At 63.5% G+C, this 24,257-nt stretch carries 20 protein-coding genes; 8 read left to right on the top strand and 12 right to left on the bottom strand.

Annotated features, from left to right (window positions below; genetic code table 11):
- Position 1 precedes the first annotated feature (1 nt).
- The 5 genes from AC1Q9F_RS04150 to AC1Q9F_RS04130 all read left to right on the top strand — a co-directional run bounded on the left by AC1Q9F_RS04150 (position 2) and on the right by AC1Q9F_RS04130 (position 6,506).
- Positions 2 to 1,417: a Y-family DNA polymerase gene (locus AC1Q9F_RS04150; RefSeq protein WP_492618869.1), complete on the top strand. Its 1,416-nt coding sequence runs from the start codon at positions 2 to 4 to the stop codon at positions 1,415 to 1,417.
- Positions 1,393 to 4,491 (top strand): error-prone DNA polymerase, encoded by a 3,099-nt coding sequence (locus AC1Q9F_RS04145; protein WP_492618870.1) that lies wholly within the window; start codon positions 1,393 to 1,395, stop codon positions 4,489 to 4,491. Before AC1Q9F_RS04150 ends, AC1Q9F_RS04145 begins: the two co-directional genes overlap by 25 nt.
- 274 nt (positions 4,492 to 4,765) lie before the next feature.
- Complete coding sequence (locus AC1Q9F_RS04140; RefSeq protein WP_162130490.1) at positions 4,766 to 5,452, top strand: CsgG/HfaB family protein; 687 nt, start codon at positions 4,766 to 4,768, stop codon at positions 5,450 to 5,452.
- A gap of 29 nt (positions 5,453 to 5,481) precedes the next feature.
- Positions 5,482 to 5,850: a DUF4810 domain-containing protein gene (locus AC1Q9F_RS04135; protein WP_207982938.1), complete on the top strand. Its 369-nt coding sequence runs from the start codon at positions 5,482 to 5,484 to the stop codon at positions 5,848 to 5,850.
- Positions 5,847 to 6,506, top strand: a complete 660-nt coding sequence (locus AC1Q9F_RS04130) for a DUF799 domain-containing protein (protein WP_492618871.1) — start codon at positions 5,847 to 5,849, stop codon at positions 6,504 to 6,506. Before AC1Q9F_RS04135 ends, AC1Q9F_RS04130 begins: the two co-directional genes overlap by 4 nt.
- 39 nt (positions 6,507 to 6,545) lie before the next feature.
- Here the strand turns inward: AC1Q9F_RS04130 and AC1Q9F_RS04125 are convergent, their stop codons facing one another.
- From AC1Q9F_RS04125 to AC1Q9F_RS04095, 7 genes are all read right to left on the bottom strand, one after another.
- Positions 6,546 to 7,205 (bottom strand): flavin reductase family protein, encoded by a 660-nt coding sequence (locus tag AC1Q9F_RS04125; RefSeq protein WP_085745460.1) that lies wholly within the window; start codon positions 7,203 to 7,205, stop codon positions 6,546 to 6,548.
- 11 nt (positions 7,206 to 7,216) lie between these two features.
- Positions 7,217 to 8,704: an amidohydrolase family protein gene (locus tag AC1Q9F_RS04120; RefSeq protein WP_492618872.1), complete on the bottom strand. Its 1,488-nt coding sequence runs from the start codon at positions 8,702 to 8,704 to the stop codon at positions 7,217 to 7,219.
- Entirely contained in the window at positions 8,701 to 9,897 is a 1,197-nt protein-coding gene (locus tag AC1Q9F_RS04115; protein ID WP_492618873.1) for an amidohydrolase family protein, read from the bottom strand. The genes AC1Q9F_RS04120 and AC1Q9F_RS04115 overlap by 4 nt, the downstream gene beginning before the upstream one ends.
- A gap of 139 nt (positions 9,898 to 10,036) precedes the next feature.
- Positions 10,037 to 11,089 (bottom strand): extracellular solute-binding protein, encoded by a 1,053-nt coding sequence (locus AC1Q9F_RS04110; protein WP_492618874.1) that lies wholly within the window; start codon positions 11,087 to 11,089, stop codon positions 10,037 to 10,039.
- A gap of 18 nt (positions 11,090 to 11,107) precedes the next feature.
- Positions 11,108 to 11,896, bottom strand: a complete 789-nt coding sequence (locus AC1Q9F_RS04105) for an ABC transporter permease (RefSeq protein WP_492618875.1) — start codon at positions 11,894 to 11,896, stop codon at positions 11,108 to 11,110.
- Positions 11,893 to 12,810, bottom strand: coding sequence for an ABC transporter permease (locus AC1Q9F_RS04100; protein WP_007959454.1), 918 nt, complete (start codon positions 12,808 to 12,810; stop codon positions 11,893 to 11,895). Before AC1Q9F_RS04100 ends, AC1Q9F_RS04105 begins: the two co-directional genes overlap by 4 nt.
- Position 12,811: 1 nt before the next feature.
- Complete coding sequence (locus AC1Q9F_RS04095; protein WP_492618876.1) at positions 12,812 to 13,897, bottom strand: ABC transporter ATP-binding protein; 1,086 nt, start codon at positions 13,895 to 13,897, stop codon at positions 12,812 to 12,814.
- 140 nt (positions 13,898 to 14,037) lie between these two features.
- Here AC1Q9F_RS04095 and AC1Q9F_RS04090 point away from each other — a divergent pair, with 140 nt between their 5' ends.
- From AC1Q9F_RS04090 to AC1Q9F_RS04080, 3 genes are all read left to right on the top strand, one after another.
- Complete coding sequence (locus tag AC1Q9F_RS04090) at positions 14,038 to 14,727, top strand: GntR family transcriptional regulator (RefSeq protein ID WP_007959456.1); 690 nt, start codon at positions 14,038 to 14,040, stop codon at positions 14,725 to 14,727.
- Positions 14,728 to 14,859: 132 nt separating this feature from the next.
- Positions 14,860 to 16,971 carry a hybrid sensor histidine kinase/response regulator gene (locus AC1Q9F_RS04085; RefSeq protein WP_492618877.1) on the top strand — a complete coding sequence of 704 codons (2,112 nt, stop codon included), beginning with the start codon at positions 14,860 to 14,862 and terminating at the stop codon, positions 16,969 to 16,971.
- Positions 16,972 to 17,000: 29 nt separating this feature from the next.
- Complete coding sequence (locus AC1Q9F_RS04080; protein ID WP_492618878.1) at positions 17,001 to 19,634, top strand: excinuclease ABC subunit UvrA; 2,634 nt, start codon at positions 17,001 to 17,003, stop codon at positions 19,632 to 19,634.
- Positions 19,635 to 19,685: 51 nt separating this feature from the next.
- On the opposite strand, the gene AC1Q9F_RS04075 is transcribed toward AC1Q9F_RS04080, so the two are convergent.
- The 5 genes from AC1Q9F_RS04075 to AC1Q9F_RS04055 are packed head-to-tail and all read right to left on the bottom strand — an operon-like array spanning position 19,686 to position 24,257.
- Positions 19,686 to 21,629 (bottom strand): response regulator, encoded by a 1,944-nt coding sequence (locus tag AC1Q9F_RS04075; RefSeq protein ID WP_492618879.1) that lies wholly within the window; start codon positions 21,627 to 21,629, stop codon positions 19,686 to 19,688.
- A complete protein-coding gene (locus AC1Q9F_RS04070; protein WP_492618880.1) occupies positions 21,619 to 22,494 on the bottom strand; it encodes a sensor histidine kinase in 876 nt (291 codons plus the stop codon). Before AC1Q9F_RS04070 ends, AC1Q9F_RS04075 begins: the two co-directional genes overlap by 11 nt.
- Positions 22,487 to 23,497 carry an ATP-binding protein gene (locus AC1Q9F_RS04065; RefSeq protein ID WP_207982929.1) on the bottom strand — a complete coding sequence of 337 codons (1,011 nt, stop codon included), beginning with the start codon at positions 23,495 to 23,497 and terminating at the stop codon, positions 22,487 to 22,489. The genes AC1Q9F_RS04070 and AC1Q9F_RS04065 overlap by 8 nt, the downstream gene beginning before the upstream one ends.
- Positions 23,494 to 23,898, bottom strand: coding sequence for an anti-sigma regulatory factor (locus tag AC1Q9F_RS04060; protein ID WP_007959462.1), 405 nt, complete (start codon positions 23,896 to 23,898; stop codon positions 23,494 to 23,496). The genes AC1Q9F_RS04065 and AC1Q9F_RS04060 overlap by 4 nt, the downstream gene beginning before the upstream one ends.
- Positions 23,895 to 24,257 carry an STAS domain-containing protein gene (locus AC1Q9F_RS04055; protein ID WP_007959463.1) on the bottom strand — a complete coding sequence of 121 codons (363 nt, stop codon included), beginning with the start codon at positions 24,255 to 24,257 and terminating at the stop codon, positions 23,895 to 23,897. Before AC1Q9F_RS04055 ends, AC1Q9F_RS04060 begins: the two co-directional genes overlap by 4 nt.

Genomic DNA, 24,257 nt, shown 5'->3' with positions numbered 1-24,257 from the left:
CATGCGCTGGGTTTGCATTCTGTTCCCGCAATTGGCCCTCGACGCCGTGCTGCGTCAGCGCCCCGATCCCGAGCAACCCTTGGCGCTGCTCAGCGGCCCGGCCCAGCGCCGGGTGTTGCAAGCGGTCAACCCGGCGGCGCGGGCGCTGGGCTTGCGTCCCGGGCAGTCGATGACTGCTGCGCAGGCCATGAGCAAAGGGTTCGCCACCGTCGATTACGACGCGGCCGAGGTCGAGCACTGGCAGCAGTTTCTCGCCGCCTGGGCCTATCGCTTCAGCGCCCAGGTCAGCGTGCATTATCCGCGCACCGTGGTGTTCGAGATCGAATCGAGCCTCGGGCTGTTCGGTTCCTGGGCGCAGTTCGAGGCGCGATTGCGCACGGAGCTGACGGAACTGGGTTTTCGGCACCGCATCGTCGCCGCGCCCAACCCGGTGGCCGCGCGAGTACTGGCCAACGCCTATGACGGATTGGTGGCGCCCGACGGTGAAGCCCTGCGCCATCACCTCGGGCAATTGCCGGTCGACCGCATCGGGCTTGAGCCGAGTGTGGCCACGGCGCTGTCGCGCATGGGCCTGCGCAACCTTCATCAGGTGCAGAACCTGCCGCGTCAGGCCCTGGCCCGGCGTTTCGAGGCGCCGATGCTCAAGCACCTGGACACGCTGTTCGGCGCACGGCCGCTGGCGCTGGCGTTTTACCTGCCGCCGGATCGCTTCGATGTGCGCATCGAACTCAATTTCGACGTGCAGTCCCATCAGGCGCTGCTATTCCCCTTGCGCCGCCTGACGTCCGATCTGGCGGCGTTTTTGTGCGGCCGCGACAGCGGCGTACAGCGCTTCGACTTGCATCTGGAACATGCGGGGCTGCCGGACACGCTGATCAAGGTCGGCCTGCTCAGCGCCGAGCGCGACCCGGCGATGCTCTTTGAACTGGCCCGTGGCCGACTGGAGCAGGTGCAGGTCGAAGCCCCGGTGCGCGGTTTTCGTCTGCGCGCCGAGGATCTGCCGAGTTTCGTGCCGCAGTTTCAGGAACTGTTCGACGACCGTCCGCAGCAGACCTTGCCCTGGGAGCAACTGCGCGAACGCCTGCGTGCGCGGCTGGGGGATGAGGCGGTGCAGGGCCTGCGCTTTCAGGCCGATCATCGCCCGGAGTGCGCATGGCAGAACGCCGACGACAAACAACGTTGCCCTGCATTGCCGGGCGTGCAGCGTCCGGGCTGGTTGTTGGGCGAGCCGCAGTCCGTGCCCGAAGGTTCGGCGCGCATCCTCATGGGCCCGGAGCGTATCGAGTCCGGCTGGTGGGACGGTGACGACGTGCGCCGCGACTATTACCTGATCCAGAACCGCGCCGGCCAGCAAGGCTGGGCGTACCGGGCAGTGGGTGAGGGCGGTCCGTTGTGGCTGCAGGGCTGGTTCGCGTGAGCCAGGGTTACGCCGAGCTGCACTGCCTGTCGAATTTCAGTTTCCAGCGCGGCGCGTCCAGTGCGCTGGAGTTGTTCCAGCGCGCGAAAAAACACGGCTATCAGGCGCTGGCGATTACCGATGAATGCACCCTCGCCGGGATCGTCCGTGCCTGGCAGGCGTCCAAGTCCGTGGAGCTGCCGCTGATCATCGGCAGCGAAATCCGCATCGAGAACGGCCCGAAACTGGTGTTGCTGGTGGAGAACATCGAGGGTTATCAGGCGCTGTGCGGCTTGATCACCCAGGCTCGACGGCGTACCCAAAAAGGCCAGTATCAAGTGCTGCGCGAGGACTTCAGCGAATCGTTACCGGGATTGCTGGTGCTGTGGGTACCGGATGCGATCGATGAGGTGGAAGAGGGCCGCTGGCTGAAACAGGCGTTCGGCGAACGGCTGTGGCTGGCGGTGCAGTTGCATCGCGGGCAGAACGATCAGCAACGGCTGGCCGCGCTGCTGAGTCTGGCGGATGAGCTGCAGATTCCAGCCGTGGCCAGCGGCGATGTGCACATGCACGCCCGTGGCCGGCGGGCCTTGCAGGACACCATGACCGCGATCCGTCATCACGTTCCGGTGGCCGAAGCCGGGTTGCGCCTGCACCCCAACGGCGAGCGGCATTTGCGCAGCCTCGATGTGTTGCGCGAGTTGTATCCGCAGGCCTTGCTGGACGAATCGGTGAAACTGGCTCGCCGCTGCACCTTCGATCTGGGCGAGTTGCGCTATCAATACCCCAAAGAGCTGGTGCCCGAGGAACACAGCGCCAGTTCCTGGCTGCGCCACCTGACCGAGCAAGGCATCGCCTGGCGCTGGCCGAAAGGCGCGCAGCCCAAGGTGCTGAAGCAGATCGACGATGAGCTGGAGCTGATCGCCGAACTCGGCTACGAAAGCTACTTCCTCACCGTGCACGACGTGGTGCGCTTCGCCCGGGAGCAGAAGATCCTCTGCCAGGGTCGCGGTTCGGCGGCCAACTCGGCGGTGTGTTTCGCCTTGGGCATCACCGAGATCGACCCGGATCGCACCACGCTGCTGTTCGAGCGTTTCATGTCGAGGGAGCGCAACGAGCCGCCGGACATCGACGTGGATTTCGAGCACGAACGCCGGGAAGAAGTCCTGCAATACGTGTTTCGTCGTTATGGTCGACGTCGTGCGGCGCTGACGGCGGTGGTCAGCACTTACCATGCTTCCGGCGCGATCCGCGATGTGGCCAAGGCGCTGGGTCTGCCACCGGACCAGATCAATGCGCTGGCCGACTGCTGCGGCCACTGGAGCGATGAAACGCCGCCCGTGGAGCGCCTGCGCGAAGGCGGTTTCGACCCCGAAAGTCCGCTGCTGCACCGGGTACTGAGCCTGACCGGGCAACTGATCGGCTTCCCCCGGCACCTGTCGCAGCATCCCGGCGGTTTCGTGATTTCCGAGCAACCGCTGGACACGCTGGTACCGGTGGAAAACGCCGCCATGGCCGACCGCACGATCATCCAGTGGGACAAGGACGACCTCGATGCCGTCGGGTTGCTCAAGGTGGATATCCTCGCCCTCGGCATGCTCAGTGCGATTCGCCGCTGTTTCGACCTGCTGCGCCGTCATCGCAACCAGAATCTGAGCCTGGCCACCATCCCGGCTGACGATCGCCCGACCTACGACATGATCAGCCGCGCCGACACCATCGGCGTGTTCCAGATCGAGTCCCGGGCGCAGATGTCGATGCTGCCGCGCCTGCGCCCGCAAACTTTCTACGATCTGGTGATCGAGGTGGCCATCGTCCGGCCGGGGCCGATCCAGGGCGGGATGGTCCATCCGTACCTGCGTCGCCGAAACAAGGAAGAAGAGGAAACCTATCCGTCACCGGAGCTGGAAGTGGTGCTCAAGCGCACCCTCGGCGTGCCGCTGTTTCAGGAACAGGTGATGCAGATCGCGATTGTCGCCGCCGACTACAGCCCCGGCGAGGCCGATCAGCTGCGCCGCTCCATGGCGGCGTGGAAACGCCACGGCGGACTGGAACCGCACAAGGAACGGCTGGCCGCCGGCATGAAGAAAAACGGCTACAGCCCGGAATTCGCCGCGCAAATTTTCGAGCAGATCAAGGGATTCGGCAGCTACGGTTTTCCCGAGTCCCACGCCGCCAGTTTTGCCTTGCTGACCTATGCCAGTTGCTGGCTCAAGTGCCACGAACCGGCGGCGTTCGCCTGTGCGCTGATCAACAGCTGGCCGATGGGTTTCTACAGCCCGGATCAGATTCTTCAGGATGCACGCCGGCATCATTTGCAGATCCGCCCGGTGGACGTGCGCGCCAGTGACTGGGATTGCAGCCTGGAACCGATCACTGGCGAGCAACCGGCCATCCGCATGGGCCTGCGGATGATCAAGGGCTTTCGCGAGGAAGATGCCCGCAGCATTGAAAACGCTCGGGCGAGGGGCGCGTTTGCCGATGTCGCCGATCTGGGTGAACGGGCCGGGCTCGACAGTCGGGCCCAGGCATTGCTGGCGGATGCCGGAGCCTTGCGCGATTTGGCCGGTCACCGCCATCGGGCGCGCTGGGAAGTGGCCGGGGTGCAGAAACAGCTCGGGTTGTTTGCCGGGTTGCCGAGTCAGGACGAGCCGGATGTGCTGCTGCCGACGCCGAGTGTCAGCGAAGACCTGTTCACCGACTACGCCACCCTCGGCACCACGCTGGGGCCGCACCCGTTGACGCTGTTGCGCGACGAGTTGCGGGCCCGGCGCTGTCGCAGCTCCCGGGAGTTGCTGGACGTCGAGCATGGCCGGCCGGTCAGCGTGGCGGGACTGGTGACCGGGCGCCAGCGGCCGGGCACTGCCAGCGGCGTGACCTTCGTGACCCTGGAAGACGAGTTCGGCAACGTCAACGTGGTGGTCTGGCGCGATCTGGCCGAGCGTCAGCGTCAGGTGCTGGTCGGCTCGCAACTGCTCAAGGTCGATGGCCGCTGGGAGCGTGAAGGCGAGGTGCGGCATTTGATCGCCGGCCGCTTGAGCGACCTCAGTCCGTTGCTCAACGGAATCCGGGTGCAGAGCCGCGACTTCCACTGATACCCCGAACTGATCGTTCCCATGCTCCGCGTGGGAACGCCGCCATGGACGCTCCGCGTCCACTGTGACGCAGAGCGTCACGGGATGCATTCCCACGCAGAGCGTGGGAACGATCGTTACTGAGGGCTGCTGGTTGATTCGCAAGCCAATTTACTGACGTCAAAAAAGCCTGTCTTCACTGATGGCACTTTGGCATAATGCCGCCCCTTTCCCGATCCCCCACGATTTTGCCGTGCCGGGACACATCATTTTTCAGAAGGAATGCACAGTGAGAATGATCTCCCGGATGTTGGTCTCGGGCGTTGCGATTGCCGTCCTCGGCACTCTGGCCGGCTCGCTTTCCGGTTGCGCCACCGAAAGCTCCCGCGCATTGCCGGTGGCCAAGGTGGAAAGCGCCTCCCAGGCCTGGTCCGGTGTGCGTATCCCGATGGCCGTGGGCAAGTTCGACAACCGTTCGAGCTACATGCGCGGGATCTTCTCCGATGGCGTCGACCGTCTCGGTGGCCAGGCCAAAACCATCCTGATCACTCACTTGCAGCAGACCAACCGTTTCTCGGTGCTGGATCGCGACAACATGGGCGAAATCCAGCAGGAAGCGGCGATCAAGGGCCAGGCCCAGCGCCTGAAAGGCGCCGATTACGTGGTGACCGGTGACGTCACCGAGTTCGGCCGCAAAGAGACCGGCGATCATCAACTGTTCGGCATTCTTGGCCGTGGCAAGACCCAGGTCGCCTACGCCAAGGTCAACCTGAACATCGTCAACATCAGCACGTCCGAAGTGGTGTATTCGACCCAGGGCGCAGGCGAGTACGCCTTGTCCAATCGCGAAATCATCGGCTTCGGCGGCACCGCTGCCTACGATTCCACCCTCAACGGCAAAGTCCTCGATCTGGCCATGCGCGAGGCGATCAATCGTCTGGTTGACGGCATGAACGCCGGTGCCTGGAAACCGGGCAACTGATAGACGCCCATTGCAAGGAGCAACACACCATGAATCTGTCCCTGTCCCGGTCGCTAATGGCCTTGACGTTGGCTGGCAGCGCCTTGCTGGCCGGTTGCAGCAGCCCGCAAACCCTGTACCAGTGGGAAGGCTACCAGCCACAAGTCTACGAATACTTCAAAAGCGAAACGCCGAAAGAGGCCCAGGCCGAAGCGCTGGAAGCCGATCTGCAAAAGATCCGCGCCAGTGGCAAGCCCGTACCGCCGGGTTACCACGCCCACCTCGGTCTGCTGTACCTGAGCATGGGCAAGGACGATCAGATGGTGCAGCAATTGCGCACCGAGAAAACCCTGTTCCCCGAGTCCGGCACCTACATGGATTTTCTGCTTAAAAACGCCAGGACCGGAGACGCCCAATGATCTCGCGTGCCTTGAAGCTGCTGGCCGCAGGCTTGGCGCTGACCGTTATCGGTGGCTGCGTTGCACCGAAAACCGTGGACTATTCGGCGTACAAACAAGCACGGCCGAAATCCATTCTGGTGCTGCCACCGCTGAACACCTCGCCGGACGTCAAGGCGTCCTACAGCCTGCTGTCGCAAGTGACCTTCCCGCTGGCCGAAGCCGGTTACTACGTGCTGCCGATCACCCTGGTCGACGAGACATTCCGCCAGAACGGCCTGACCACGCCGGATGACATCCATGCGGCGCCGGCCAACAAACTGCAGGAAATCTTCGGTGCCGACGCGGCGCTGTACATCACCGTCAGCGAGTACGGCACACGCTACATGGTGATCAGCAGCGAAACTGCCGTCACCGCCAACGCCAGACTGGTCGACCTGAAAACCGGCGTCACCCTGTGGACCGGAGCGGCACGGGCGTCGAGCGAGGAGGGCAACAACAGCAACGCCGGCGGCCTGATCGGCATGCTGATCACTGCGGCGGTGAAGCAGATCATCAACAGCTCCACCGATGCCGGCTACCCGATTGCCGGTGTGGCCAGCAATCGACTGCTGTCGGCCGGTCATCCGGCGGGCCTGCTGTACGGGCCACGGTCGCCGAAGTACGGCACTGACTGATCGACCTGTAACGGCGGCCCACCTCGGTGGGCCGTTTTTTTATTTGGCGGGCCAGAACCGCTCGCCACCCCCGGGTGCCTCCGTCCACGCTTGCAACGAGCGGGTCGGCAGGTCGAAGTAATCCCGGGTCCGCGCATAACCATGCCCGCCCATGCGCCCGATCGCATCCAGCCCCAATTGATCGATGTACAGGGTTTTCGGATCGATCAACTCATCGCGCACGTGCGCCATCAACACCTCGCCAAAAATGATCTCCCGCGACTGACCGATGTTCAGCGCCATCATCCGCCGACATTCCAGCGCCACCGGTGCTTCGCCGATTCGCGGGCATTTGACCGAGGTGCCGGGGATCGCGGTCAGCCCTGCTGCGGTCAACTCATCGAAGCCTGGCGCGAACGGCACGGCGCAGACGTTCATAGCCTCCACCAGTGCATCGCTGACGATGTTGACGGTGAATTCCTGATTCATCTGGATATTGCGCGTGGTGTCCTTCGGGCTCTGGTCGCCGTAGTTCTCGACGCCGAGCGCGAGAATGGGCGGGTCCGCCGACAGCGCATTGAAGAAGCTGAACGGCGCCGCGTTGACCCGGCCTTCGGCGTCGATGGTGGTGACCAGTGCAATCGGGCGCGGCACCACGCTGCCGATCAGAATCTTGTACTTTTCCCGTGGGCTCAGTTGACTGAAATCGAAGCTGTGCATGGCAGTGTTCTCTAAAGAAGTGGATCGATGGCGCTCAACGGCGCCTCGGCGCTGTAGTCGTCGGCGAACGGAATGGCCGGCTGGAACAGGGTTTTCCAGTCCGGTCGGCCAAAGGCCCGGTCGCTGTGGCTGCGCATCAGTTTTTCGTATTGGCGTTGGGCCTGGCGTTGCAGAGTGGGGTAGTCGACGCCGTTGACCTGACCGTCGTGCATCACGCAGCGACCGTCGATGAAACTGGCGATGCAGTCGTCGCCGCGCCCGGCCAGCAGCAGGTTTTTCAGTGGATCGAACAGCGGGCCCAGGTGCAGGCCGCGCAGGCTGAAAACGGTGATATCGGCCTTGGCGCCCGGAGCCAGGCGACCGAGGTCGTCACGGCCCAGCGCTGTGGCGCCGCCGAGGGTAGCGGCGTTGTACAGATCGAGGCTGCTGGTCAGCGCCGAGCCGCCCTCCATCAAGCGGGCGATGTTGAGACCGTGGCGCATGTTGGCCAGCAAGTCCGCAGGCCAGGTGTCGGTGCCGAGGGCGAAGTTGATGCCTTTGGCGCGATAGCGGCCGAACGAGTTCAGCGCCTCGCCGTCGCGGGCGAACACCAGCGGGCAGTGCACCAGACTCGCGCCGCCGTCGATGACCCGTTGCAGATCGTCATCGCCCGAGGTGTAGATGCCGTGGGGCAACAGACTGCGCGGGGTGAGCAGGTCGAGTTGCTGCAACCAGCCCAGCGGCGAGGTGCCGCGCAGCTGTTCGACCATCGCCACCTCACTCAGCGCCTGACAGCAATGCAGGCGCATCGGCGCGTTCAGCTCGCGGCTCAATGCGGACGTGCGCTGAAGCAGCGCCGGGGTGCAGGTCTGGATGCGATCCGGCAGCAGCGCACCACGAATCAACCCGGCGTGCGCGCCATCGAAATCCTTGAAAAACCGTTCGGCCGCATCCAGTCCGGCCAACCCCCGAGCCTCATCCCAGTGGTGGGCGAGGCTGCCGTCGGCGCGCCAGTAACTCATGCCGCTCATGTAGCAGGGGCCGAGATAGGTGCGCAGCCCCAGTTCGCCCGCCACGCCGGCGACCGCGGCGAACTCGTCGTAGGTCTCCGCCCATTCGCGGTAGTACATCGAGGTGATCGGCATCGCCGTGGTGATGCCGTTGCGGATCAACTGGGTGAAGGCGTAGCGGTACTTGAAGACTTCTTCTTCAGGGCTGAACGACTCACGCGGGCCGGCCTCCAGATACTCCGCCGACCACATCCGGCCCATGGCGCGCTCTTCGCCGTTGTCCAGGGTCAGCACCGTGGAATCGAGATCGCCGAGGGCATCCAGGTCGATGAAACCCGGGCCGATCAGCGCATTACCGTAGTCGATCCACTGATCCACCGGCCCTTGATAACCGCGCCCGACAAACTCGATGCGCGAACCGGCGAACACCACTTCACCGTCACGCCACAGCACATGCTGCGTGCCGTCGAAGCCGACCACGCAACCGGCCTTCAGGCCGATCCGTTTCACAGACGGCTGCCCAGCAGGAGACCGCCGCTGGCGATCAGTTCGCCGCCGCGATACACCTGACGCACCGGCCGCGCGACTACCGCTTCTCCAAGGGTTTCCACCGGCATCAACAGAAAATCTGCCGGCCGGCCGATTCCAAAACCATACTCTTCAACACCCAATGCGCGGGCGCCGTTCACGGTCGCCGCGTCGAATGCCGCTGCCAATTCATCGTCCTTGCCCAGGTCGAAACGGAACGCCAACAGCATCGCCCGTTCCAGCATGTCGCCATTGCCCATCGGCGACCACGCATCGCGGATACCGTCGGAGCCCAGGCACACGTTGACGCCGGTTTCACGCAGCGCCAGAAACGGCGGCACCGCGCAGTCGGCCGGTGCCGAACTCATCAGCGAAATGCCCAGCGCAGCGAGGCGTTCGGCGACCGGTTTGACCTGGCTCCACGGCAGCATGCCGAGGCAATAGGCGTGGCTGATCATCACTCGGTTCTGCAGGTTGAAACGTTCGGTGTAATCGGCGATCCGGGCGATCTGCCACAGGCCCAGTTCACCCTTGTCGTGCAGATGGATGTCGACGCCGCGCTGAAATTCGCTGGCCAGTTTGAACACGAAATCCAGCTGCGCGATCGGGTCGTTGTCGATGCCGCACGGGTCGAGCCCACCGACGTTTTCCACGCCCAGGGCCATGGCTTCGCGCATCAGTTCGGCGGTGCCGGGGCGGCTGATCAGGCCGGTTTGCGGGAACACCACCAGTTGCAGGTCGATCAGGTCGTTGTAGGTTTCGCGCAGTTGCTGCATGGCTTCGACGTGACGCAGGCCGAATTCCGGGTCGATGTCGACGTGGCAACGCATGGTCAGCGAACCCCGGGCGATGCAATTTTCCAGCAACGCACCGGCGCGTTCGGCGATCGGGGCTTTCACTTCGCGCAATACGCGGCGCTCGTTGCTGATGTAGTCCTTGAGCGTCGGGCCGGCGCTGTTCGGGCGCCAGGGTTGGCCGTAGAGGGTCTTGTCGAGGTGGACGTGGCTTTCCACCAGCGGGGCGGTCAGGAGCTGGTTCTGGCCATCTATGTCGGTGGCGGCCAGCGGGGTGCTGGAGGCCGGGCGGCGTTGGGTGAACTTGCCGTTTTCGATCAGCAGGTCTTCGGCGGGGGCGCCGTAGGGACGGATGTTTCTGAGCCAGCGGGGGTGGGACATTTCATACCTCTGTTTCTATGTTGTCTGGGCGGGCCTCATCGCTGGCAAGCCAGCTCCCACATTGGAACTGTGAGCGCCACCGATCCTTGTGGGAGCGAGCTTGCTCGCGATGGCCGCGACGCGGTCTCAAGTCAGGCGATCAGCCCTTAAGCTTCGACCAGATCCGATCCTGCAGCTCCCGCGCCTTGTTGCTGCATTCCTTCTCCGGCCGCAGCCGCGAGGCGTATTCCTCGGGCATGTTGATCGCGTCCATGACCTTCCATTTCGCATCCAGCAACTGATCGCTCTGAATCCCGTTGGCATAGGCAATCGCGTTGGACACGGCCGCCGCGTTCTCCGGTTTCATCATCCAGTCGATGAAGATCTTGGCGTTGCTCGGATGCGGCGCGCTTTTCGGTACGGCGAAGTTGTCCTGGAACATCGCCAGGCCTTCTTTCGGGTACACGTATTTGATTGTGCTCTTCTGCAACGTGGCGCGGGCCGTCGAGCCGTTCCAGTTCTGCATCATGATCACTTCGCCCGAGGCCATGCGGTCGACGGTGTTGTCGGAGCTGTACATCTTCAAGAACGGTTTCTGCTTCTGCAGCAGCTCAAGGATGCGTTTGGCGTCCTGCGGGTTTTCCGTGCATTCGTCGACGTTCAGGTAATGGCTGGCGGCGTTGATCACGCTGCTGGAAGTGTCGAGGGCGGCGAGCTGGCCTTGCAGCTCTTTGCGCGGTTCGAAGAATTCTTTCCACGAGTCGTCGAGCTTGCCGCCCGGCACCCGGGCGCTGTCATAGGAAAACCCGGTGGTGCCCCACAGATAAGGCGCCGAATATTTGCGGCCCGGATCGAAGCTCGGGTCGCGGAACGGGCCTTTGACGTACTGAAAGTTGTTCAGGGTCGGAGCGTCGATTTCCAGCAGCAGATCCTGCTTGATCAGCGTCTGCATGATCGACTGCGACGGCACGATCACGTCATACGCGGCGCCGCCGGCCTGCAACTTGGCGAGCAGGGTTTCGTTGCTGTCATAGCCGTCCATGGTGACCTTGATCCCGGTCTCCTTTTCGAACTTGGCCAGCAGGTCCACCGGGTAGTAATCGGTCCAGTTATAGAAGAACAATTCCTTGGGCTCGGCGGCGTGGGCGCTGAACGCGGTGAAACAACTCAGGGCCAGACCGGAAATAGCCAAACGCATGCTTTTGGTTTTCATGAACAGAGCGCTCCAGGTTTATTGTTGTTTGCCGCGTTGGCCGAGCCAGAAGGCCAGCACCACCAGCACGATGGAAATCACCAGCATCAGGGTCGAAATCGCGTTGATTTCCGGCGTCACACCGGCCTTGATCGCCGAGAAGATGTACACCGGCAACGTGGTCGAACCGGGGCCGGCGACGAAGAAGGTCATGATGAAATCGTCGAGGCTGACCACGAACGCCAGCACCGAACCGGACAACACCGCCGGCCACAGCAGCGGCAAGGTCACCCGGCGGAACACTTGCCACGGGTTGGCGTACAGGTCGTTGGCGGCTTCCAGCAGGCTCTTGTCCAGATCGTTGAGCCGTGCGCGGATCGGCAGGTAGGCGAACGGAATACAGAAGCCGATGTGCGCGACGATCACCGTCATCAACCCGAGCTTGATCCCCAGCGCCATGAACAGCAGCAGGGTGGCCACGGCGGTGACAATCTCCGGCAGGATCAGCGGCAGGTTGATCCCGCCCTCGACCATTTTCTGCCCGTAGAACGGCCGGTAAGTCGCCAGTGCTGCGAGCAGTGCAATTGCCGTGGCGCAGACCGTGGTGATGGTCGCGACGATGATCGAGTTCAGCGCTGCGGTCTGGATCGACGGGTTGGCCAGGATCCGCCCGTACCAGGCGAACGAGAACTCGGTCCACACCGTTGCCGAGCGGTTGGCGTTGAAGCTGTAGGCGATCAACACCAGGATCGGCACGTACAGGTAGGCGAGGATCAGCAGGCTGATTTCCCGGGTCGCCGGGAGTTTTTTCAGGTGCAGAGAGATCATGCTTTCGCTCCCCGGTTCAGGGTTTTCGCCGCGCTGCGGCTGTAGAGGGCGTAGAGCACCAGCGACAACAGCAGAATCCCTAGCAGCAGGAACGACAGCGAACTGCCCAGCGGCCAGTTGCGCGCGGTGCCGAATTGCTGCTGGATCAGGTTGCCGATCATCAGGGTCTTGCCGCCGCCGAGGATCGCCGGGGTGATGAAAGCGCCGAGGCTCGGCACGAACACCAGCAACGCGCCAGCAATCACGCCGGGCATCGACAGCGGCAGGATGATCCGGCGCAACGCGTGCCAGCGGTTGGCGCCCAGGTCATAGGCGGCTTCCACCAGACGCCAGTCGAGTTTTTCCAGGGTCGAGTAGATCGGCAGAATCATGAACGGCAGAAAGCTGTAGACCAGACCCACGCTGACGGCGAAGTCGTTGTAGAGCAGGGTGATGCCGCCGGCGCTCGGAAACAGCGCGTTGAGGCTCTGGGCGACCCAGCCCTGTTCGCGCAGGATGATCAGCCACGCGTAGTTGCGGATCAGCAGGTTGGTCCAGAACGGAATGGTGATGAGCAACACCATCAGATTGCGTCGGCGCGGAGTCAGGCTCGACATCCACAACGCCACCGGAAACCCGAACAAAAAGCACAACACCGTGGTGCCGCCGGCCTGGAACACCGAGCGCAATAGCGCCTGGGCGTAGACCCAGTTCAGTTCCAGTTCGCCGTCGAAACCTTCCTGGAAAAACAGCTGCACGTAACTCTGCAGTTGCCATTGGGCCTGCCAGTCAACGCCGCCGTAGGTGTTGCGCGGCAGCAGGCTGATGTAGCCCATGATCCCCAGCGGAATGGCGATCAGGGCGAGCAGGGTCAACACCACCGGGCTGAGCAAAAGCGCGCGGTTGAGGGAGGGGGAAGTGCTGCTGACGCTCATCTCAGGCCTCCATCAACAGGCAGGCCTGGGGTGGCAGGTGCACCGCCACGCGTTCACCGACCGCACGACAAGCGCTCAGGCCCTCGTTGTTTTCCCGCAGCATGACTTTGATGTCGTTGTTCAAACGGCACTGGTACAGCGTCGCGGTGCCGACATACAGCACCGCTTCGATCACGCCGCGCAGATGATGTGGTTGATCCGCCGAGACCAGTTGTGAACGCTCGGGGCGAAACGCCAGTTGCACGCTGCTGCCATTGACGCCTTGCGGCGGGCAGGGGATTTCCACCGGCATGCCGTTGGGCACGAAGATGTTTTCGTTGTGCTCGCCGCGCTTGAGCTGGCCGGGGAGAAAATTGATGTCGCCGATGAACTGGGCGACGAAGCGGTGTTGCGGCCGTTCATAGATGTCGGTCGGGGTGCCGATCTGCAGGATCTTGCCGGCGGACATCACCGCGATCCGGTCGGACAGGGTCAGGGCTTCTTCCTGATCGTGGGTGACGAAGATGAAGGTGATGCCGGCTTCCTGCTGCACGCGCTTGAGTTCGACCTGCATTTCCTTGCGCAGCTTCAGGTCCAGCGCCGACAGCGGCTCGTCGAGCAACAGCACTTTCGGCTTCGGCGCCAGGGCCCGGGCCAGCGCGACACGCTGTTGCTGGCCGCCGGATAATTCCGCCGGTTTGCGCCCGGCCAGGTGCTCCATCTGCACCAGCGCGAGCATTTCATCGACCCGTCCGGGAATCGTCTTGCGATCAAGACCCTGCATCTCGAGGCCGAAGGCGATATTCTGCGCGACACTCATGTGCGGAAACAGCGCGTAACTCTGGAACACCGTGTTGACCCGACGCTTGAACGGCGGCAGGTGATTGACCGTTTCGCCCGCCAGACGGATCTCGCCGTCGCTGACGTGTTCGAAACCGGCGATGGTGCGCAGCAGGGTGGTCTTGCCGCAGCCGGAGGGGCCGAGGAGGGTGAAGAATTCGTTGTCGGCGATGTTCACCGACACGTTATCGAGGGCTGGCGCCAGGCCAGGATCATCAGAATACCGCTTGGATACGTTACGCACTTCAATGGCTATTGGTTGACCCATAATGGTGCAATCCTCTAATTATTGTATGCAATATCTGAATGCAATTTAGAAATACCCGGATTAATCTGCTTGCGCAACCCCCCATTTCCCTGACTGAGTCGTTCGTCGGGCAGCGTTGCCAGCATTGAAGGAGTTTTTGAATGACCGAGAAGAAAACGGAAACCACGGTCGACCGCGTCTACCAAGGGGTTTACGAGGCGATCAGCAAGCGTTCGCTGCGTCCGGGGATGAAGCTGGGCGAGGCGTCGCTGGCGGAGTTGTTCAATGTCAGCCGCACGTCGGTTCGGGCGGCGCTCAAGCAACTGGAGGCCGACGGACTGGTCACCACCGAGCCCAATAAAGGTGCGTCGGTGTCGCTGCCCAGCGATGAAGAGATCCGTTCGCTGTTCGAAACCCGGCGTTTGATCGAGATCGGCATCGTCACCGAACTGTGCCGGCGCAAGGACTCTGCGGTGATGCAGGACTTGCGCGATCACTTGCTGCTGGAAGACGAAGCCCACGAAGCCGGCGATCACGAGCGGCTGATTCACCTGCTCGGCGAGTTCCACATCAAACTGGCCCGCAGCCTGAACAACCCGGTGTTGCTCGACTGGTTCCAGAAGCTGATTTCCCGCGCCTCGCTGTACGCCGCCGCGCTGGATGACGACAGCCACGAAGCCTGCCGCGACGACGAGCATCTGCGGCTGATCGAGTACATCGAGGCCGGCAACCAGAGCGCCGCGATCGAGCTGACCTGCATGCACCTGGACGGCATCCAGAAGGCGATTCTCGACGTCGCTGCGAAGCTCAAGACTGGCTACCATCCGCTCAAACACCTGATCGAAGTCTGAACGTCGAGCCGGGGTGAAATCGGCTATACCTCTAATGAAACCATCGCTGCCCCGCGCGCTCGAAACAGACGGGCGCGGCGCTTGAACGCGCAGCGATAGAACCGGACCCACCACAAGGCGTTGAAGCAGCCGATGCAGTTTTTATCCGATAGCCATGGGTGTGACGGCTGGCAAGGCGAGATGGCCGGGCGGATCCGTGCGTTCGACTGGAGCGGCACGGATCTGGGCCCCCTCGAAACCTGGCCGGCCAGCCTGTGCAGCACGGTTCAGCTGATGCTGGCTTCGCCGCTGCCGATGGTCATGCTCTGGGGCCATGCCGGTTACATGATCTACAACGACGCCTATTCCCGATTCGCCGGCGGACGCCATCCGTATCTGCTCGGATCACCGGTAGAGCTGGGTTGGCCGGAGGTGGCCGATTTCAACCGGCATGTGGTCGACACCTGTCTGGCGGGCGGCACCCTGGAATATCGCAACAAGGTGCTGGTGCTGCTGCGCGATGGCGTACCCGAGGACGTCTGGCTCGATTTGTATTACAGCCCGGTGGCCAACGATGCGGGAGTTCCCTCGGGCGTGATGGCGATGGTGGTGGAAACCACCGAACTGGTGCAGTCCGAACGGTTGCGCCAAGCCGCCGAAGATGCCTACCGCGCCGACAACGAGCGGGTGCGCCTGGCGCTGAATGCCGGGGCATTGCTCGGCTCGTTTGTCTGGGACGTCAGGAACAACGTGCTGTCCGCCGACGAGCGATTTGCCCGCACGTTTTCCTTCCCGCCGAATCAGGACCTGACCAATCTGCCGCAGCACATCGCTGAAGCGCACATTCATCCAGACGACCGCAGTTGGGTGCAGGAATGCGTCGAGAATTCGGTGCGCACCGGCGAGCCGTACAACGCCGAATACCGCGTGATCCGCGCCGATGGCAGCTTCCTGTGGGTGCTGGCCAGCGGTTGCTGCGAGTTCGACGAGCAGGGCCAGCCGTTCCGTTTCCCCGGCGTACTCATCGACATTCACGAGCGCAAGATCGCCGAAGAATCCCTGCTCAAGTTCACCCGCAATCTCGAACAGCGTGTGGCCGATGAAGTCGGCGCGCGTCTCTCCGCTGAAGAGCAACTGCGCCAGTCGCAGAAGCTCGAAGCCATCGGCGGCCTTACCGGTGGCGTGGCCCATGACTTCAACAACCTGCTGCAAGTGATCGCCGGCAATCTGCACCTGCTGGCGCGGCATGAGCCGAACAACGCCAACGTCCAGCGTCGGGTCAGCGCCTCGCTGGCGGCGGTGGAACGTGGCGCCAAGCTGTCCTCGCAACTGCTCGCGTTTGCCCGTCGCCAGCCGCTGTCGCCGGCGGTGTGCGATCCACGGCAGATCTTCGAAGGCGTCGGCGAGTTGCTGCAACGGGCGCTGGGCGAAACCATTCAGATCGACGTGCAACTGCCGGACGAACCGTGGCACATCAACGTCGACCGCAATCAACTGGAAAACGCCATTCTCAATCTGGCGATCAACGCCCGGGACGCCATGAAGGGCGAGGGCACGATTGTGCTCGGCGCCTCCAACCTCTCACTGGACCGGGCGTTCTGTTCGGGCAAGGGCATCGTGCCGGGGGATTTCGTACGGGTTTCGGTCAGTGACAGCGGCGTCGGCATTGCCCCGCACATGCTCGAGCAGGTGTTCGAACCGTTCTTCACCACCAAGGCCGACGGCCAGGGCACCGGCCTCGGTTTGAGCATGGTGTTCGGCTTCGTCAAACAGAGCGGCGGGCATGTCGAGATCGACAGCCAGGTGGGCCAGGGCACGCGAGTTCAGTTGTACTTCCCGCGCAGCCTGCGGGCTGTGGGGCAAGCGGCGCCCAGCGTGGAGAAACCCCTCACTGGCGGCCACGAGACGATCCTGGTGGTCGAGGACAACGAAGCGGTACGCACTTCGGCCGTCGAACTGTTGCGCGAAGAAGGCTACCGCGTGCTGATCGCCGGCAATGGCGACGCGGCCATGCAGATGTTGATGGAAGGCGCGCGTGTCGACCTGATTTTCACCGACGTGGTCATGCCCGGCCTGATCAAGAGTTCCGATCTGGCGGCGTGGGCCAAGGTTCAGATGCCGCCGGTGGCGGTGCTGTTCACCTCCGGCCACACCCGCGACATCATCTCGCGCAACCATCAGCTCAGCCCCGACACCCATTTGCTCGGCAAGCCTTACGGCCCCGAAGCGCTGTTGCAGATGATCCGTTCCGTGCTCAGTGCCTGAGCTTCGAATCCCTTGACCAAGGCTGGCCAATGACCTCCAAGCGCAGCTCCAATTCCGCCGCCGGCATGGTTCGCGTGCGTGGCGCCCGTGAACACAATCTGAAGAACGTCGACGTCGATATCCCCCGTGATGCGCTGGTGGTGTTCACCGGTGTGTCGGGGTCGGGCAAGTCGTCGCTGGCGTTTTCGACCTTGTATGCTGAAGCCCAGCGGCGCTATTTCGAGTCGGTGGCGCCCTATGCGCGGCGGCTGATCGATCAGGTTGGCGTGCCGGATGTCGATTCCATTGAGGGCCTGCCGCCGGCCGTGGCCCTGCAACAGCAACGCGGCACGCCGAGCACGCGTTCTTCGGTGGGCAGCGTGACCACGCTGTCGAGCCTGATCCGCATGCTGTACTCGCGCGCCGGCAGCTATCCGCCGGGCCAGCCGATGCTATATGCCGAGGATTTCTCGCCGAACACACCGCAAGGCGCGTGCCCGGAGTGCCATGGACTGGGCCGGGTCTATGAGGTCACCGAGGCACTGATGGTGCCCGATCCCGAACTGACCATCCGCCAGCGCGCCGTGGCCTCCTGGCCCTTGGCCTGGCAGGGGCAGAACTTGCGCGACATCCTGGTGACCATGGGCATCGACGTCGACATACCTTGGCGCAAGCTGCCGAAAAAGCAGCGCGACTGGATCCTCTTCACCGAGGAAACACCGACGGTTCCGGTGTACGCCGGGCTGACGCCGGATGAAACCCGCGTCGCCCTCGAGCGCAAGATGGAGCCGAGCTATCAAGGCACGTTCACCGGCGCCCGGCGCTACATCCTGCACACCTTCACCCATTCGCAAAGCGCGCTGATGAAGAAGCGCGTGTCGCAATTCATGCTCGGCAGCCTGTGCCCGTTGTGCGATGGCAAACGCCTCAAGCGCGAGGCGTTGTCGGTGACGTTTGCCGGGCATGACATCGGCGAGTTGTCGCGGATGCCGCTGCTGCAAGTCGCCGAAGTCTTGAAACCGGTGGCGGACGCGAGCTGGCTGGAACACGCCGATGAAACCGGTGAAACCCTGACCCACAGCCAGACCCGCGAAGCCCGTCAGCAGCGCGTGGCCCATGGCGCCAGCGGCCACGCCAACGCGCCGGACGTGCGCCATACGCCGAACCTGTCGCTGGAAAAACGCCTGGCCGCGCAGCGCATTGCCGAGGACTTGCTGGACCGGGTCAGCACCCTGACCGATCTCGGCCTCGGTTATCTGGCCCTGGAGCGCAGCACGCCGACCCTGTCGTCCGGCGAGTTGCAGCGTTTGCGCCTGGCGACACAATTGGGTTCGCAATTGTTCGGCGTGATCTACGTGCTCGACGAACCCTCCGCCGGCCTGCACCCGGCTGACGGCGAGGCCCTTTTCGAAGCGTTGCAGCGTCTGAAGGCCGACGGCAATAGCGTGTTTGTGGTCGAGCACGACCTGGACACCATGCGCCGCGCCGACTGGCTGATCGACGTCGGCCCGGCAGCGGGCGAAAAGGGCGGGCAGATTCTCTACAGCGGGCCTCCCCAAGGGCTGGCCGCGATCGAAAGCTCCCAGACCCGCGCCTACCTGTTCGCCGAACAGCAACGGCCGTCCCGCGCGGCGCGCAAGCCTTCTGGGTGGCTGAAGCTCGACGGCGTCACCCGCAACAACCTGAACAACCTCAGCGCCGAATTTCCTCTGGGCTGTTTCACCTCGGTCACCGGTGTCTCCGGTTCCGGCAAATCGAGCCTGGTCAGCCAGGCGCTGCTGGAACTGGTCGGCGCGCAACTTGGGCGCAGCGTCAGTGATGCCGAGTCGGAAGAACTCAATCTGGAAGACGATACCCCGACTGCCAGCGCCGGCCAGGTCAGCGCCGGGCTGGAGTCGATCAAGCGTCTGGTGCAGGTCGATCAGAAACCCATCGGCCGCACACCGCGTTCGAATCTGGCGACCTACACCGGGCTGTTCGACAACGTGCGCAAGTTATTCGCTGCGACCGACGAGGCGAAAGCGGCGGGCTACGACGCCGGGCAGTTTTCTTTCAACGTCGCCAAGGGGCGCTGTCCGACCTGCGAAGGCGAGGGGTTTGTCAGTGTCGAATTGCTGTTCATGCCCAGCGTTTATGCGCCGTGCCCGACCTGCCACGGCGCGCGTTACAACCCCGAGACCCTGGCCATCCTCTGGCAGGGCTTGAGCATCGCGCAGGTGCTGCAACTGACGGTGGACGAGGCGGTGACGGTGTTTACCGAGCAACCGGCGATCCGCCGTTCGCTGGAGGTGCTGCGCGATATCGGCCTCGGTTACTTGCGCCTGGGGCAACCGGCGACCGAGCTGTCCGGCGGCGAGGCCCAGCGGATCAAACTGGCCACCGAACTGCAGCGCAACCAGCGCGGCGCGACGTTGTATGTGCTGGATGAGCCCACCACCGGCTTGCACCCACGGGATGTCGATCGCTTGCTGGAGCAACTGGATACGCTGGTGACGGCAGGGCACACGGTGATCGTGGTCGAGCATGAAATGCGCGTGGTGGCGCAGAGCGACTGGGTAATCGACATCGGTCCGGGTGCCGGGGATCAGGGCGGCAAGATCGTTGTGGCCGGGACGCCGCAGAAAGTGGCGGCGAGCAAGAAGAGCCGGACTGCGCCGTTTCTTGCCCGCGCCTTGAGCCGATAACTACGTCGCCAGGGCCGACCTCATCGCGGGCTTGCCCGCGATGGCGGTGTGTCAGGCTCCGTCGAGCGTGCGGCGTACCTTGTCCAGCAATTCGCTGATCTGGAACGGTTTGACCAGCATGTCCATGCCGGCCCCGAGGAACACCTGGCGGTTGATCGCGGTTTCCGCGTAACCGGTCATGAACAGGATCGGCAGCCCCTCACGCCAACCCCGGGCAACGTCCGCCAGTTCACGACCGCTCATGCGTGGCAGGCCGACGTCGGTCAGCAGCAGGTTGATTGACGGATCGTTCTGCAAGCGCTCCAGTGCGGTTTCGATATCGCCGGCCTGGGTGCAGCGGTAACCGGCGTCCTCCAGCACTTCGGTGACGAACAGCCGCACCGACGGCATGTCTTCGACGATCAGCACATGCTCGCCGGCCCCCTGCGGGTCGATCACCGGAGGCGTCAGATCGGCAGCGGTCGGGTCGGTGGTCGCCGGCAACATGATCGTCACTTCGGTGCCGCGTCGCGCCACGCTGCGGATGTGCGCATCGCCGCCGGACTGGCGGGCGAAACCGTAGATCGTCGACAGCCCCAGCCCGGTGCCCTGGCCCAGCGGCTTGGTGGTGAAGAACGGTTCAAACACCTTGCCGATCACGCTGTGCTCGATGCCGGTACCGTCATCGCGTACCGACAGCGCCACGTAGGAGCCATCGGTGAGGTTCGGATCGCCGTGGGAGTACGCGGCGTAGGTGCTGACCCAGATATTGCCGCCTTGCGGCAGCGCATCCCGGGCGTTGATCACCAGGTTGAGCACCGCGCTTTCCAGTTGAATCGGGTCGACCAGCGCAATCGCAGGTTTAGTGGTCAGCTCAAGCTTGAGGGCGATGCGTTCGCCGATGGTGCGTACCAGCAATTCTTCCAGCGAACGTACGTGATCGTTGATGTCCACCGGACGGGTGTCGAGCGGTTGCTGGCGGGCAAAAGCCAGCAGGCGATGAGTGAGCGAGGCCGCACTCATCGCTGAGTTCAGGGCCGCTTCGGCGTAAAACTGGACCTTGTCCGGGCGGGCATCGGCGACGCGTTTCTGGATCAGCTCAAGGCTGGTAATGATCCCGGTCAGCAGGTTGTTGAAGTCATGGGCGATGCCGCCGGTGAGTTTGCCCAGCGCATCCATTTTCTGTACCTGCAGCAGCTGCGATTCGGCGCGGACCCGGTCGGCGACTTCCTTGGCCAGCTGCGTGGTGGTGTCGTCCAGCCGCGCCAGGTGCGAGCGTTCGCGATGACGGTGCTCGGTGACGTCTTCGACGAACACCAGGCTCAGCCTCGGCGTGCGATAGGGTGAAATCTGCCACTCGGTCTCGCGGATCTCGCCCTGCACGCGCATGTTCAGCGTGCCTTTCCAGCGTTCGCCATCCTCCAGCCGCAGGCGCAGTTCGTCGAGGATTGCACTCTGATCCTCGGCGAAGCATTCGCTGAGAGTCTGCGGGTCGCGGTTGTCCTGAATCAGCTGGGAAAAGGCGTGGTTGCACTCGTGGACTTTCAGGTCGGCGTCGAGCACGGCGATGGGCGCGGAGATATTGATGAAGATCTCGCGAAAACGCGCCTCGCTTTCGCGCAGGGCGTTCTCCGTGTCGCGCACCCGCAGCAGGGTGCGCAACGTTGCCAGCAGCACATCGGGATCGACCGGGTGAATCAGGTAGGCATCGGCCCCGGCATCGAGGCCGGTGATGATGTCGCCGGTCTGGATCGAGGCGGCCGACACGTGGATTACCGGGAGTAGGGCGGTACCCGGGTCGGTGCGCAGTTTACGGACGATGTCGAACCCGCTCATGTCCGGCAGGTTGACGTCGAGAATCAGCGCATCGAGCGGTTCACTGGCGATCAGGGCGAGGCCTTCGCCGCCGGTGCCGGCCTCGAACACTTCGTAGCCGTGGCGCTCCAGGCGTCGGCGCAAGGCGTAGCGGGTGGCGACGTTGTCATCGACGATCAACAGACGGATGTCATGTTTCATCGACGTTCTCCTGGGCAATCGCCAACGGAATGATCACGAAAAAGCTTGAACCCACGCCCGGCGTACTCTCGACACCGACCTCGCCACCGAGCAATTCGGCGAAACGCTTGCACAGCGACAGGCCGAGCCCGGTGCCGCGCAGGCGTTTTTGCAGCGGCGAGTCGACCTGTGAAAAGTCTTCGAACAGGGTGCCGTGCAATTCAGGGGCGATACCGATGCCGGTGTCGCTCACTGCAAATCGAACCTTGTCCTGACCTTCGAGGCGCGCCGAGACCCGGACTTCACCACGGGTGGTGAATTTCAGCGAATTGGAAATGAAATTGCGCAGGATCTGCGCAAGCTTCTTGTCATCGGTGTAGAGGCGCGGCAGGCCCACCGGCTCTTCGAAAATCAGGTCTACGGCGGTGGCGTCGACAATCGGCCGGAACATCCCCCGCAGTGCGGCGAACAGATCGAACATGTCGAACCATGCCGCAGAAATGGTGATGCGCCCGGCCTCGATCTTCGCCAGATCGAGCAGGTCGTCGACCATGTCGCTGAGCTCTCGGGCGGCGCTGCTGACAAACGCGACCTGCTTATGTTGCTCGGGGCTGAGCGGGCCGTCGAGTTCGTCGGCCAGCAGGCTGTTGATGCTCAGGATCGAACCCAGCGGGGTACGGAACTCATGGCTCATGTACGACAGGAAGCGGCTTTTCAGGTCGGAGGCCTGGCGCAGTTGTTCGGCCTGGGTGTCGAGTTCGGCGTACAGGGCGAGCACGCCCTGATTGGTTTCGTCGAGCTCTTCGCGCAGCGCGGCGGATTCGCTCTGCAACTGGGCGATCAGCGCTGATTGTTCAGCGTTGTTCAAGGTCGGGGACTCAGCCATGGGCGGCCTCCAGGGCAACGACCAGCACCGTTACATCGTCGCGCCCGCGGCAGAAATCGCGGTGCAGGACGGTGGCTATCACGGCGGGATGGCGATGCACCAGACCGGGGTAGTCTTGAAGGTTCCAACGGGACTGCAAGCCGTCGCTGTACATGATCAATAGATGTCCGTTCACGTGAGCATAGTCAAAGGGCTGGGCTTTTCGGTATTGGCCGCCGACGATCCCCGGGTGCGAGGCCAGTCCGCGGGATTTGTCGGCCATGACAAGACTGGCGCCGATGTTGCCGACACCGGCATAGGTCAGGCTGTCGCGCTCGCCATGGAACTGCGCAAACGCCACCGCGCCGCCTCGCGTGCCGATCATTTCCCGGTGCAGATCTTCCATCAACGGCACCGGGGAAGCGAACGGGGCCAGGGCGAAGGCTTTCTCACCGGCCCGTCCGGCGCGCTCGGCGTCTTCGCCATGGCCCAGACCGTCAACGATCAGTGCGCTGATGTCCGGCCCGTTGAACGCCAGATGCCAGACATCCCCGCACGCCGGGTCGTTGTGCAATGAGTGCTGGCTGACGCCGAAACGCTGATCCGGCTGCCGGTCGCTGCGTGGATACAGCCGCGCCAGCAACACCGCGCCCCGAGCGTCGGCGTACACATCAAAGACTTCGGTCTGACGCGACACGGCGCCGAGGCCGATCCCTTGCGTGCCGCCCGTGGAAAAGCCATCGGCCATGCACGCGTCGAGATCGAAGCCGCCGGCCCGGTCAACCGCGAGCATTTCGAGGCCGAAACCCTCGGCCCGCTGCAGTGCCCGCAGATGCATTTCACCGTGCGTCGCATGTTTGAGCACGTTGCTCGCCAGTTCCGTGGCCACCAGCGCGACACGTCCGGCATCGCGTTCATCGAAACCGTGCTGCTCGGCGAGTTGTTGCGCCGTGCGCCGGGCGTGGCCGATCTGGCTGCTGTCCTCGATCGGCAGCACTCGGGTCAGGCTCCCGCTGATATTCATGTCCATCGGGTGATCGTTATGCGAGTGCCCTCGCCGGGCGCAGTGTCCAGTTCGAACTCGTCCACCAGCCGCTTGGCGCCGGTGAGGCCCAGGCCCAGGCCGCTGCCGGAGGTCCAGCCATCGGTCATCGCCAGTTTGATGTCGGCAATCCCCGGCCCCTCGTCGCGAAATGTCAGGCGCAGGCCGACCTTGTGGTTGTCGTCGAGGATCTGCCAGTCCATGTCGCCGCCACCGCCGTAGACCATGGTGTTGCGCGCCAGCTCGCTGACGGCGGTCACCAGTTTGGTCAGGTCGATCAGGCGCATGCCGCATTCGGTGGCCAGTTTGCGCGCCTGCTGCCGGGCCAGCACCACGTCCTGCTCGATTTTGATCGGTTGGGTACCGCTGCTGCGCACGGTCATTGCTGGCGTACTCGTTCCTGCAACAGTTTCATGCCGCGCTCGACGTTCAGCGCGGTGCTGACGCCGGGCAGGTTCAGGCCGAGCTCGACCAGCGTGATCGCCACCGCCGGCTGCATGCCGACGAGCATGGTTTCGGCGTCCATGATTTTCGACAGACCGGAAATGGTGCCGATCATCCGGCCGATGAACGAATCGACCATGTCCAGCGCCGAGATGTCGATCAACACCCCGCGGGCGGAGGTTTTGCTGATGCGCTCGGACAAATCGTCCTGGAGGGTGAGGGCGAGCTGGTCATGCATGTCGACCTGAATGGTCACCAGCAGGAAGTCGCCCATCTGAAGAATCGGGATACGTTCCAT

Source organism: Pseudomonas sp. GW823-FHT04A03 (genome assembly GCF_058796615.1).
Note: the sequence above shows the minus strand (reverse complement) of the source record. Positions and strands in the feature narration are given on the sequence as shown.